Annotated in this window: 11 protein-coding genes; 5 read left to right on the top strand and 6 right to left on the bottom strand. The window is 59.0% G+C overall.

Annotated elements, in window-relative coordinates:
• Nucleotides 1-344: 344 nt before the first annotated feature.
• Complete coding sequence (locus ACL2XG_RS16440; RefSeq protein ID WP_413721730.1) at nt 345-2,738, top strand: TonB-dependent receptor domain-containing protein; 2,394 nt, start codon at nt 345-347, stop codon at nt 2,736-2,738.
• A gap of 117 nt (nt 2,739-2,855) precedes the next feature.
• Here the strand turns inward: ACL2XG_RS16440 and ACL2XG_RS16445 are convergent, their stop codons facing one another.
• Complete coding sequence (locus ACL2XG_RS16445; protein ID WP_410012903.1) at nt 2,856-3,071, bottom strand: DUF378 domain-containing protein; 216 nt, start codon at nt 3,069-3,071, stop codon at nt 2,856-2,858.
• Between the two features lie 208 nt (nt 3,072-3,279).
• Nucleotides 3,280-4,173: a LysR family transcriptional regulator gene (locus tag ACL2XG_RS16450; RefSeq protein ID WP_413721729.1), complete on the bottom strand. Its 894-nt coding sequence runs from the start codon at nt 4,171-4,173 to the stop codon at nt 3,280-3,282.
• 85 nt (nt 4,174-4,258) lie between these two features.
• Here ACL2XG_RS16450 and ACL2XG_RS16455 point away from each other — a divergent pair, with 85 nt between their 5' ends.
• Nucleotides 4,259-5,083: an NAD(P)H-dependent oxidoreductase gene (locus ACL2XG_RS16455; RefSeq protein WP_413721728.1), complete on the top strand. Its 825-nt coding sequence runs from the start codon at nt 4,259-4,261 to the stop codon at nt 5,081-5,083.
• 18 nt (nt 5,084-5,101) lie between these two features.
• Here ACL2XG_RS16455 and ACL2XG_RS16460 read toward each other — a convergent pair whose 3' ends face one another.
• Nucleotides 5,102-6,004: a LysR family transcriptional regulator gene (locus ACL2XG_RS16460; RefSeq protein WP_413721727.1), complete on the bottom strand. Its 903-nt coding sequence runs from the start codon at nt 6,002-6,004 to the stop codon at nt 5,102-5,104.
• A gap of 135 nt (nt 6,005-6,139) precedes the next feature.
• Here ACL2XG_RS16460 and ACL2XG_RS16465 point away from each other — a divergent pair, with 135 nt between their 5' ends.
• Nucleotides 6,140-7,333 (top strand): MFS transporter, encoded by a 1,194-nt coding sequence (locus ACL2XG_RS16465; protein WP_413721726.1) that lies wholly within the window; start codon nt 6,140-6,142, stop codon nt 7,331-7,333.
• Between the two features lie 57 nt (nt 7,334-7,390).
• Here ACL2XG_RS16465 and ACL2XG_RS16470 read toward each other — a convergent pair whose 3' ends face one another.
• Nucleotides 7,391-8,041: an NUDIX hydrolase gene (locus ACL2XG_RS16470; protein ID WP_410012908.1), complete on the bottom strand. Its 651-nt coding sequence runs from the start codon at nt 8,039-8,041 to the stop codon at nt 7,391-7,393.
• A 62-nt stretch (nt 8,042-8,103) separates the two neighbouring features.
• Nucleotides 8,104-9,018, bottom strand: a complete 915-nt coding sequence (locus tag ACL2XG_RS16475) for a LysR family transcriptional regulator (RefSeq protein WP_413721725.1) — start codon at nt 9,016-9,018, stop codon at nt 8,104-8,106.
• Nucleotides 9,019-9,120: 102 nt separating this feature from the next.
• Here ACL2XG_RS16475 and ACL2XG_RS16480 point away from each other — a divergent pair, with 102 nt between their 5' ends.
• Both ACL2XG_RS16480 and ACL2XG_RS16485 read left to right on the top strand, forming a co-directional pair.
• Nucleotides 9,121-9,576 carry an ester cyclase gene (locus ACL2XG_RS16480; RefSeq protein WP_410012910.1) on the top strand — a complete coding sequence of 152 codons (456 nt, stop codon included), beginning with the start codon at nt 9,121-9,123 and terminating at the stop codon, nt 9,574-9,576.
• Nucleotides 9,577-9,729: 153 nt separating this feature from the next.
• Nucleotides 9,730-10,254: a GNAT family N-acetyltransferase gene (locus ACL2XG_RS16485; RefSeq protein WP_413721724.1), complete on the top strand. Its 525-nt coding sequence runs from the start codon at nt 9,730-9,732 to the stop codon at nt 10,252-10,254.
• Between the two features lie 13 nt (nt 10,255-10,267).
• Here the strand turns inward: ACL2XG_RS16485 and ACL2XG_RS16490 are convergent, their stop codons facing one another.
• Nucleotides 10,268-11,683, bottom strand: coding sequence for a PLP-dependent aminotransferase family protein (locus tag ACL2XG_RS16490; protein WP_413723518.1), 1,416 nt, complete (start codon nt 11,681-11,683; stop codon nt 10,268-10,270).
• Nucleotides 11,684-11,780: the final 97 nt, after the last annotated feature.

Genomic DNA, 11,780 nt, shown 5'->3' on the forward strand with positions numbered 1-11,780 from the left:
GATGATAATGATTTCTGTTATCGTAAAGATTATCGTTATCAATTGTGAATATGCCTTCGGCTCACCACTTTTTATTAGGGATATAACACCACGCCAGCAAGCGTCAACGCCTGAAGCCGTCAGATAACCGTAATTAAAATAATGTTATCGTCAGCGAATAGGAAAGCAAAAACCTGACTTTTATAACGGGTAGCCAGACTAATACTGCTTATTTCCGTAGGGTTTTTACGTCATTAAATGCAGTGCGTTTTAGCAATAATAATAATTGGGATAGCTATTCCCTTACTAATACTCCGGCAATGGTTGAGCATTAACTTATAATTTGACCGCTTTGAGGCTCTATTATGTTCACTGAAAAAAGGCGAAACAGGCCTTTTAACGCCCTTATTTCGGCGATGCTATTTACCTTGCCGGCCTGGCATGCAAGCGCCGTGGAAAACAAAGTGCCGCCGGCCGCTTCGGATAATGACGCCAAGGGGCAGCCGGCAAAAGAACCGGCCGCCGTTGAGGATGTCATGAAGGTCAATGCGCCCCGCCTGGTGAAACAGGCCGGCACCGCTACGCGCATCAGCGCGGAGGATATGCAACGCCACGGCGGCAATGATTTCGGCACCATTATGCGCTACCAGCCGTTAATCAGCGCCACCGGTTCAAGCGCCGGTTCGTCGTCGGGTAAAAGCGGCTTCGATCGCAGCGGTTATACCGGCTATAACATCCGCGGACTGGAAAGCAACCGCGTCGCCATCGACGTGGACGGCATCCCCTTGCCCAACGCCACCGGCCGCGCCTACGCCAGCCGCGCCGGCCTGGGAACCTTCGGCATCGGCCGCGACTATATCGACCCCTATATGTACGGCCAGGTGGATATCGCCTCCGGCGCCACCCCCATCGCACGCGCCAACACCGCCATCGGCGGCGCGGTATCCTTCCTGCCCAAGTCGCCTGACGATTACCTGAGCTATAAAAAGAACACCTATTTTGGTTATCAAAGCGATTATGATTCGGCCAACCGCGCCTGGCACAACGGCATTACCGCCGCGGCGGGCGATGAGGAGCTGCGGGGCCTGGTGGTGATAAGCCGTCGGGACGGACAGGAGACGCGGACCAATAGCGACAGCGCCGACGCCTTCCCGGCCAACTGGCATTCCACCGCCATCATGACCAGCGGCATCTGGCAACCCAACGAAGAGCATCAGTTCACCGGGACGGCGGAATATTACGATAAGACCAACCATACCCACTTTGATACCTGGAACAGCGCGGGCAGCAGCGTGATCGGCACGTCCCGGCAGCAAAGCGATACCCGCCGCTGGAGCCTGAGCGTGAAGGATCGCTGGACGCCGATTGACGTGGGCTGGGTAGACCAGCTGGATACGCAGCTCTATTACCAGAACGCCGAGGCCCACGACAACACCGACATGCCGCTGACCGCCGCCACGCGCGAGCGGGTGCAGTCGGATTACAATGTCGATACCTGGGGCTTTGATAGCCGTTGGCTGAAAACCGTCGGCATTCATGCGCTGAGCGCCGGCCTTAATGCGCGTCAATCAGAAACAGAGCGGCCGTTCGCGCAATTCCCGGCCCCGAGCATCTATACCGCCATTATGCAGCCCGAGGCCGACAGCCGCACCTACACCCTGGGCGGTTTTGTTCAGGACCGCATCAGCCTTGACCTGGCCGGGCACGGCTTTGCCATTGTGCCCGGGGCGCGGGCGGTCTACCAGAACAGTAAACCCACCAACCTGTCCAGCCTGGCCTCGGGCAGCGCGGTGCTCACTCCGGGCGAGGTGGAATCCCTGTACGGCAAGACCAACAGCGATACCCAGATACTGCCGTCCCTGAGTTTCCTGTACGATCTCACCCCGGCCATGACCACCTACCTGCAATATAAACGCGGCGCGCAGTTCCCCGACGCCAGCCAGTTATATGGGTCGTGGAATCTCGGCTCGAGCTATGCCGGCAGCCAGCAATATGCCCTGATTGGCAATAGCGATCTGAAAACGGAGACCAGTAATAACTTTGAATGGGGCCTGAAAGGCGATATTACTCCCGGCGTGACCTTTAACGGCGCGCTGTTCTACAACACCTATAAAAACTTTATTGCCAATACCCGCTATACCCGCAGCGCCAATCCGGGGGAATTTACCCGCGTTCCGGGCAATATTTTTGTCGCTTATAAAGCTGAGAACCGCGACAAAGCCTATATCTACGGCGGAGAATTCAGCAGTAAATTTAATTTCGGCACCTGGTTTGAATCGGTCAATGGCTTAAGCGCCACCGTCGCGTTCGGTTATAATAAGGGCAAGTCCAAATCCAGCTATATGGGCGACGACTATGTCGATTTAGACAGCGTCGCGCCGATGAAAGCCATTGTGGGACTGGCCTGGGACGATCCGGGCCGGCGCTACGGCACCGCCCTTACCTCGACATTCCAGAAGGGGAAAAAAGCCACCGCCACCAACCGCCAAAGCTATACCAATAGCGGTGGCGCATTAACCGACGCCACCACGGACTATATGCGTATTCCCGGTTACGGCCTGGTGGATCTTACCGCCTATTGGCAGGTGGCGAAAAACGTCAAACTCAGCGGCGGCATTTATAACCTGACCGATCGCAAATACTGGGATTATCTGAGCAGCCGCCAGTTAACCAATGTCACCCGGCAGGATTTCGCCAACCAGGCGCTGGCCGTCGAGCCGGGACGCTCGTTCCAAGTGGGGGTCAACGTCGATTTTTAAATCGTGATAATAATATCCCCGGCCCGGAATGGGCGGGGGTATTTATCGGTTTTTCCATCCTGCGCGGCGGGAGAGTCATTATTGTTCCCGTCCCGCCGCGGACGGGAGGCGGTGTTGTTATGCGTGGTGGCAGGCGGTGCGCAGTTTCGGCAACAGCGCGATCGTGTAAATAGCGCATAGCCCCACCAGCGCATAAATAATCCGTGATACGACGGCGGCCTGTCCGCCGAACAGGGCGGCGACCAGATCATATTGAAACAGTCCGACCAGTAACCAGTTCAGTCCGCCAATGATTAACAGGACCAGCACAACAGTGGTTAATATTTTCATCATTCCTCCGCAAAAAAATAAATAATGTGGCTAATACAATTTTTATAAATAAACGGCTGGATAGGGTTGGTTCAATAAAATATCTATATTCAATAGATTATATTTACAGTATACATTCTTTAACCATCGCCATAATAACCTTTGCGACAGATCACTTTTCAGCGGGATATAAAGCCTCAAAATATCCGGCCGGATGAGAAGAGGCCCTTGTTCACACCGACGCCGCGATATGGCCGCGCAGCCATTGATGCGCCGGGTCGTGATGGGCGCGATCGTGCCATAGCATGGCCAGTTCGAATCCTTCGACCTCCACCGGCGGTTCGGTCACCCGCAGCGCGGTAGCGTCGCGCACCAGGCGCGAAGGCAGCATGGCCACCAGATTGGTGCGGGCCAGCACCGCCATCACCAGCAGGAAATGGGGCACTGACAGCACCACCCGGCGCGCCAGCCCCAGATCGGCAAGCGTTTTGTCTGTAATGCCGTAAAATCCCCCGCCGTCCGGCGATACGATCACCTGATCGAGTTCGCAGAACTGCGCCAGGGTCGGCGGTTTTTTCAAGCGCGGATGACCGGCGCGGCCGACCAGTACATAGCGCTCCGCGAACAGCACCCGGCGATGCAGGCCGGGCGGCGATCCTTCGCTGGTATGAAAGGCCAGGTCAATTTCACCCTGTTCCGCTTGCCGGGCGATAAGCGACGGCACCGGCGCGAGCACCGCCAGCCTGCTGCCGGGGGACATCAGGCGTAATCCCGGCAGCGCGGGCAGCAGCGCCGTCGATTCGCTGTAGTCGGAGGCGGCGACGCGCCAGGTATGGCTGGATGTGGCGGGGTCGAAGGGCGCGCCGGGCGACATCGCATGCGAAAGCGCGTCAAGCGCTTGCCGTAACGGCGCGCGTAGCTCTTCGGCCCTTGGCGTGGGGATCATGCCCCTGGGTCCCGGCAGCAGCAGGGGATCGCCAAAGGTTTCCCTTAATTTGGCGAGGTGGACGCTGACCGAGGGCTGCGACAGGTTCAGCCGCCGCGCCGCGCGCGTAACGTTATGTTCCGCGAGCAGCACATCCAGCGTCACCAGCAGGTTAAGATCCAGTCGTTGGAGATTAATCATCGCTATACCCGGAATAGAATAAATTAATTTCTACTATACCTGAACACGGCCTATTCTGCCTTTTTGCCATCACCAAGGTCCTGCTATGAATATCCTGATCGTCTATGCCCATCCCGAGCCTCAATCCTTAAACGGCGCGCTGAAAAATTTCGCGGTTACCCATTTAGAACAGGCGGGCCACCAGGTCCAGGTATCGGACCTCTATGCCATGAAGTGGAAAGCCGCGCTTGACGCCAACGATAGCCTGGACGGACCGGCCGGCGCGCGTTTCGATCCCTCGCTGGACTCCAGGCTCGCCTTCGAAAACGGCCGGCAAAGCGCGGATATCGCCCAGGAGCAGGACAAGTTGCGCTGGGCGGATGCGGTGATTTTGCAGTTTCCGCTGTGGTGGTTCTCGATGCCGGCCATCCTGAAGGGCTGGGTGGAGCGCGTTTATGCGTATGGCTTCGCTTACGGTGTGGGAGAACACTCCGACGCGCGCTGGGGCGATCGCTACGGGGAAGGCGCCATGGCGGGAAAACGGGCGATGCTGATCGTGACCACGGGGGGATGGGAGCCGCATTATAGCCCGCGCGGCATCAATGGCCCGATGGAGGATATTTTGTTCCCGATCCAACACGGGATCCTCTATTATCCCGGGTTCGACGTCTTGCCGCCCTTCCTGGTCTATCGCACCGGCCGCATGGACGAGGCGCGGTTTTCGGCTATCAGCGACACGCTCGCGCAACGCCTGGACAACCTGTGGCGCACCCCGCCCCTCTCTTTTCGTGCGCAGAACGGCGGCGAGTATATTATCCCCGAACTGACGCTGCGGCCTGAGATTGCGCCGGGGCAGTCCGGTTTTGCCGCGCACCGGCGTCCGACCGTGGCGGGTGATTCCGAGCCCGGCCCGGCGCGCGCGCCGGCATGAGCTTGGCCCATCACAGCGCTATCCGCCGGCAAGGTTCGCGCCGGGCTGGAAACACCCGGCCAGATAATCGATAAAAACCCGGGTCTTTAACGGCAGGTACGGCCCGGAAGGCCATAACAGCCATAACGGCTCCGCCCTGACGGCATACTCATCCAGTACGCTGACCAGGGCGCCCTCATCCAGCGCGGGGCGGACAATATAATCCGGCAGCCATGCCAGCCCCGCGCCGCGCCGGGCAAAGCTCAGCCGTCCCTGAGTGTTATTGCACACCATGGCGACAGGCAGCGGGTTGGCCGATGCCGGATCCACGCCCAGCAATTGCCAGGATTCAAGTTTGCCGCTGTGGGGGAAACGGTAATGCAGGCAGGCATGGCGCTGTAAATCATCCGGATGCAGAGGAATGCCGGCCCTGGCAAGATAAGCGGGCGAGGCGACCACTTTTGAACTGAAGACCGCCAGTTTTTTGGCCATCAATTGGGAATCACTGATAGCGCCGCTGCGCACCACCACGTCGAAGCCTTCCGCGATAACATTCACCATGCGATCGGAAAAATCCAGTTCCAGCTCTATCGCCGGCCAGGCCAGGGCAAAGTCGGCCAGGCGGGGCAATACCATGCTTTCATCCGCCAGGCTGACCTTAAGCTTGCCCCGGGGATATTCCTTTATCTGGGTCAGCTCATTTTCCGCGGTTTCAACAGCGCGCAGGATAGTCTGGCTGCTGTCGTAAAAGCGGGCGCCTTCCGCCGTCAGGGCGACGCTGCGGGTGCTTCGGTTCAGCAAACGGACGCTTAAACGCGCCTCCAGCCGGGCGATGCCTTTGCTCACCGCCGAGGGCGACAGGCCGCAAAGACGGGCCGCCTCGACAAAACTGCCCGCTCTGACCACCTGAACAAAAAGTTCCAGGCCGTTTAAAGAGCCCATGCTCCCTCCATTCATGACTTAAATGTCATCTGAGAAGTGAATAGTATCGTATTTTTCTTTAATCCTTTAGCGGTTATGGTTAACGCCATCCGTCGGTCTTTACGCACCTCCCGTGCATTACTGGATATTCAAAAGATGATACGTGCGTTGCTGGTATTGATGTTGGGCGCGTTTGTTTCCCAAACCACCGAGTACCTGCCTATTGGACTGCTGTCGCGCATTGCCGCGGATCTGCGGGTTTCCCACGCCGCGGTCGGCTCGCTGGTGACGGGGTATGCCTGGATCATTACCCTGACGGTAATCCCCCTGACGCTCTCGACCAACCGCATTGATCGCCGGCCGCTATTTCTGGTCCTGCTGGGGATTATTACCCTGTGCAACGGCCTGGCCCTGATAACCCATTCCTGGGGACAGCTGATGGGACTGCGGATCGTGGCGGCATTGGGGCATGGCGTCTTCTGGTCCAGCCTGGCGTCCTACGCGGTCAGAATTGCGCCGAGCATGGCGGCCAGCCGCGCCACCGCCTGGGTGTTCTCGGGGATTTCCCTGGCCATCGTGGCCGGCGTGCCGTTATCAACCGCCCTGGGGCAGGCTTTTGACTGGCAGCAGGGCTTCGCGATCTTCGGCGCGTTCGGGCTGATAATCCTTATCATGGGCTATTTCTGGTTGCCGCCGATGGCCGTGGCGGCGCGCGGCGAGGGCGCGGGGTTTCCCCATCGCAACTGGCCGCTCTACGGGGCCGCCGCGGTAACGCTGTTGATAATTACCGCCCATTTTAACGGCTATACCTATATCACCCCGCTGGTGACCGAGACCCTGGGGATGCGCGGCGCGCGCCTGCCGTTGGCGTTACTGGTCTTCGGCCTGGCGGGTGCCGCGGGTACGCTGCTGGCCGGCTGGCTGGGACCACGGCCGATGCGCCTGGCGGTGGTTTCCGCCATCGGTATTGTTATCAGCCAACTGCTGATGCTGTGCTTCGCCGGGCTGCCGGGTATTTCCTGGCTGGTAATGGCGCTATGGGGCGCATCCATCGCCATGCTGATTATCGGCCTGCAGAGCTGGGTGATAGAGCTGGCGCCGGGGCAGGCGGAGGCGGCGTCGGCGCTGTACGTGATGACCTTTAATATCGGCATCGGCGCCGGCGCCATGTCGGGCGGAATCTGGATGGATCACTACGGCGCCCAAACATTATTGCTGGCGGGGGCGGGGCTGGGCATTATTGCCGTGGCCAGCTTTCTGCTACCGCCTTATTGGCAGAAGACGGGCCGGAAACCGGCGGGTGAAATATCGCAACGCAAAGCCGGGAATACCGCTGAAAATAGGGAATAATATCCCGCCGGAAGAAATCCGTGGCGATGTTTACCCGCGGATATTCTTCCCCTGGCGCTAATCAAACCAGGTGCTTTTATTGTTTTTTATAATCTCCAGGCTGGTTGCAATTTCTACCGGCACGATGCGGGTTAACGATAACGGCGGCAGGTCGAGGGGGTCGAAAAAATCAACGTCCAGCGAGTCCTCGCTTAAGCGGATTTCACCGCCCAGTTCCCGGCAATGAAATATCAGCTTATAGACATGCCAGGGATAAGGCGGATGGCCATGCTGATTACGGTCCCATACGCCCAGCAAGCGCTCCACGCTGGCGGTAAGGCCGGTTTCTTCCCAGACCTCACGACACACCGCGTCGGACGGGCTATCGCCGACATCGGCCCAGCCGCCGGGCAGGCTCCACAGCCGATCATCGGCCTCTTTCACCAGCAGTATTTTACCCTGGCGCAGAATTACCGCCCTGGTGTCGACCTTTGGCGTGGCATACCCTTCCTGTTGTTTGAACATGTCCAATACCGGCGGCTTATCTAACGCCAATACGTCGGCTGTCAGCTGCGCGGCGATATTCCGTAGCTCCAGGTAACGCTCGATATCATAACGATCTTTGGTATAGGTCAGCCCGGTTTGCGCCAAAGCCTGTAATTTTTGCGCCAGGGCGATGGCCGATAAGGAAGCGGGGTTGTCGTTTTCACTGTTTTTTGCCGTCATCATGTCCTCGCGGGAAAAATAATCGCTGAATTACCGTAACGCCGGTTTGCCCGCCAGGCAAATGGTTATTGCAACGCTAAAGCATGTGACGCGATCAGTTCCCTGAACCAGCGCTGGGCCGGGTGCTGATCGCTTTTCCGGTGCCAGATCAGGTGGAATTCTATCGGCGGCAAGACCACCGGCGGCGCAAACAAGGCCAGTTCGTGCCGGACGGGCGAATTCAGCACGACCCGCCGCAGCAGGGTTGCCGTCAATGCGGTCCGCGCCACGACGCCGGGCACCGCGAACATCTGGGGCAGCGTCAGCGCCAGGATACGCTGTTTGCCCATCTGCGCCAGCGCCTGATCCACCAGGCCGTGCCGGTCGTCCTCCGGGGACGCGAGAACATGGCGCAGGGCCAGGAAGCGCGCCAATGTCATCGCGTCTTCCACCGCCGCGCCGGCGCGGCGGGTAATGGTGACAAACTCGTCCCGCAGGATGGGCCGGGTCATTATTCGGGTCTCCGGGCGGGTGGGCATGACCCCGACCGCGACGTCGATAGTGCCCGCGTCCAGCAGATCGACGGCGCTATCCCGGCCGGTAAAGGCGCGCACGTTTAACGACACGCCCGGCGCCTGCTTTTCCAGCGCCGTGACCAGGGCCGCCAGCAGCACAAAGGCCGGATAGTCGGGCACCCCGAGGGTAAAGGCCAGCGACGCCTTCGCCGGCATGAACGCCGGTTTGGCCACCAGGGCCGCTTCTATCTGCCGCAGCGCCTGAGCGATGGGTTGCGCGATATCCCTGGCGCGCGGCGTGGGCAGCAGCCCCTCGGCGCTGCGCAGGAACAACGGATCGCCAAATAACGCGCGCAGACGCGACAGCGCCGCGCTCATCGCCGGCTGGCTTACCCCTACGCGCGCCGCCGCGCGGGTGACGTTCCGCTCGTCCATCAGCGCGTCAAAGGCGGCCAGCAAATTCAGATCGATACCGTGGAAATCCATAAATCAAATACTCATTCATATTTTATATCTGTTGGACAAATAATAGCGGATTCATCAGACTCCAACCTTATATTTCCACTTATCAGAAAGGAACGGCCGCAAATGACATCCTCCACCGCGCTCGCTGAAACAGAACAACTGCGTGTTGAACGGCAAACGGTCGACATGCTCTACCGTGCGTTTAACGACCAGAACCCGGATTTGCTGGATATCGCCGTCACCGCCGACTGGGACGATATTCCCCTGGCGCCCGGCCAGGGTCCCGGCCCCGATGGTCTTAAGCCGATTATCCGCGCCTTTATCGCGGCGATGCCCGACGTCAAAATCACTATCCTCGATGTCATCCAGACGGCCGGGCGCATGGGGGTGCGGGCGGAAATTACCGGCACCCATCTAGGGCCTTTGTTCGGCATTCCGGCGACGGGCAAACAGGTCGGTTTTGCTATCCATGAATTCCACGAATTCGAAGGGGCGCGCATTAAGAGGACCTGGCATCTCGAGGACTGGTTCGGTTTGTTTCAGCAGTTGGGCCGGTTTCCCACGCCTGAACAGCCGTAAGTCAGGCGACAATGCGCAAAACCGCGCGCCTGCGCTGATGTGGCCGCCTAGGGGGCGTCATACCGGCCTCTGCTCATGACCGATTTTATTGACGGGCCGGTGATAATGCGGCTTTAATAAGCACTGGAAAACGGCCAGAAAGCAGAGGAAAACATGGAGCTATCCATCGCAGGGGCACAAGAACTGGACGGCGTGGCGGAACTGGTTAACCAGGCCTACAGAGGCCTCTCGGCGCCGGATTGGACCACTGAAGTCGGGCTGATCGACGGGCCGCGCACCAGCCGGCGCGACCTGGCCGACATGATAGAGAATGGCGCGTCGATCATTCTTCTGGCGGTGGAGCCCGCTCGCGGCGAATTATGCGGGTGCGTGGCGCTCACGCCCTTGGATCAAGGCGAATGGTATCTCTCGATGCTGGCCGTAAGCCCGCATGCGCAAAGCGCCGGTCTCGGCAAAAGCATCATGGCGGGCGCGGAGAAATTTGCCCGCGACGCGGGTGCCGGGAGCCTCAAGATTTCCGTTATCAATGTGCGGGATAAGCTGATTGCGTGGTACGAACGGCGCGGTTTTGCCAAAACCGGTGATACGGAGCCCTTTCCCTATAATGATCCCAACGTGGGCGTGCCTTTACGCGACGATCTGGCGCTTATCACGCTGACTAAATCATTGGCTGTTTAAGGTCTGGACGAAATCAGGGTTGCTCCAGCAACTGCTGAACCTTCATACCGATCTGCCGTATGGCCTGCTTTATCTCGTCTGAAAGCGGGCGCGCGTAATTTATCCGCAGGCAGTTGTCATATTTACCGGCGGCGGAAAACACCGCGCCGATGGCTATGGAAACCGCCTGGTCTGATAATGCCTGGTTCAGTCGCTGGGCATCGATACGGCGATCCAGCTCAATCCATAATAAAAAGCCCCCCTGCGGGCGGCTTACCCGCGTACCGCAGGGAAAATAATCCGTCACCCATCCGGTTATCACATCCCGATTATGCTGGTACTGACCACGCATACGCCTGACATGCTTGAGGTAATGCCCCTGCCTGATAAAATCGGCGATGGCCAGCTGCGGCAGGCTGGCGGTGGGGCCGGTGCCGATATATTTCATATGGACGGCGCGGTTCATATAGCTGCCGGGGGCAAGCCAGCCGACCCTTAAGCCCGGCGCAAGGGTTTTGGAAAAGGAGCTGCATAACAGCACATTGCCGGAAAAATCCATTGACGTAATCGTGGCCGGCCGGGGATAGGGATAAGACAGCTCGCCGTAGACATCGTCTTCAACGATGGCCACATCATGTCCCTGAGCCAGCTCCAGCAGCGCCTTGCGGCGCGCGATCGGCATATGGCAGCCCAGCGGGTTTTGCCCCGTGGGCGTGACCAGGATGGCTTTTACCGGCCATTGCTCCAGCGCCAGTTCCAGCGCCTCGACGCTGATGCCCGTTACCGGGTCGGTGGGGATTTCCAGGATATGCATGCCCAGTCCGTGCAACAGTTGCAAACCGGCCGGGAAACAGGGTTTTTCCACCGCCACCAGATCCCCTGGCTTGCAGACGCAGCGAATCGCAATCGACAGCGCTTCCCGGCCGCCGTCGGTAATCAGGATGTTGCCGGCATCCATGCGGCTGCCGCCGTCAATCATCAGCCGGGCGATTTGCCCGCGCAGCTCAACGCTACCCCGGATATCCTCGTCATCGAACGTCCGCAGGTGTTGCCGCTGGCTCACATGGCTCAACGCCCGGGTTAACGGCTTGAGGCTACTGGCGGTAACGTCGGGCGCGGCGGTCCCAAAGGCCGTCTCGCCCGCCTGCGCCGGGCCGGCCATGCCAAGCACCAGGTCCCACTGCGGGATGGCCAGCGAGCATTGGGTCATATCACAACCGGCGGGCAGGCCGGGGCGCAGTTTGCGGTGAGCGACAAAATAGCCGGATTTAGCCCGTGCCTCGACCAACTGTTGTTCTTCAAGCTCGCGGTAAGCCTGCTGTACGGTGGTGATGCTGACCCCGTGCTCTTTGCTGAGCACCCTGATAGAGGGCAGGCGAACACCGATGGGATATAAACCTTGTTCAATACGCTGGCCCAGCAGGGCGGCCAGATTGTGGTAGCGGGTCATAGCCATATGCGTGTCGTCAATTAACCCATGTTGGTAGCGGTCAGCCAGGAAAAGGATACAGATGGCCTCTATAAATAACATAATGTGTCATGGTGAC

The sequence above is a fragment of the Sodalis sp. RH24 genome (genome assembly GCF_047324145.1).
Classification (GTDB): Bacteria; Pseudomonadota; Gammaproteobacteria; order Enterobacterales; family Enterobacteriaceae; genus Acerihabitans.

Coding starts and splice junctions, on each gene's coding strand:
- ACL2XG_RS16440 (WP_413721730.1), top strand. CDS start 345: ATGTTCACTGAAAAAAGGCGAAACAGGCCTTTTAACGCCCTTATTTCG.
- ACL2XG_RS16445 (WP_410012903.1), bottom strand. CDS start 3,071: ATGATGAAAATATTAACCACTGTTGTGCTGGTCCTGTTAATCATTGGC.
- ACL2XG_RS16450 (WP_413721729.1), bottom strand. CDS start 4,173: ATGATTAATCTCCAACGACTGGATCTTAACCTGCTGGTGACGCTGGAT.
- ACL2XG_RS16455 (WP_413721728.1), top strand. CDS start 4,259: ATGAATATCCTGATCGTCTATGCCCATCCCGAGCCTCAATCCTTAAAC.
- ACL2XG_RS16460 (WP_413721727.1), bottom strand. CDS start 6,004: ATGGGCTCTTTAAACGGCCTGGAACTTTTTGTTCAGGTGGTCAGAGCG.
- ACL2XG_RS16465 (WP_413721726.1), top strand. CDS start 6,140: ATGATACGTGCGTTGCTGGTATTGATGTTGGGCGCGTTTGTTTCCCAA.
- ACL2XG_RS16470 (WP_410012908.1), bottom strand. CDS start 8,041: ATGATGACGGCAAAAAACAGTGAAAACGACAACCCCGCTTCCTTATCG.
- ACL2XG_RS16475 (WP_413721725.1), bottom strand. CDS start 9,018: ATGGATTTCCACGGTATCGATCTGAATTTGCTGGCCGCCTTTGACGCG.
- ACL2XG_RS16480 (WP_410012910.1), top strand. CDS start 9,121: ATGACATCCTCCACCGCGCTCGCTGAAACAGAACAACTGCGTGTTGAA.
- ACL2XG_RS16485 (WP_413721724.1), top strand. CDS start 9,730: ATGGAGCTATCCATCGCAGGGGCACAAGAACTGGACGGCGTGGCGGAA.
- ACL2XG_RS16490 (WP_413723518.1), bottom strand. CDS start 11,683: ATGACCCGCTACCACAATCTGGCCGCCCTGCTGGGCCAGCGTATTGAA.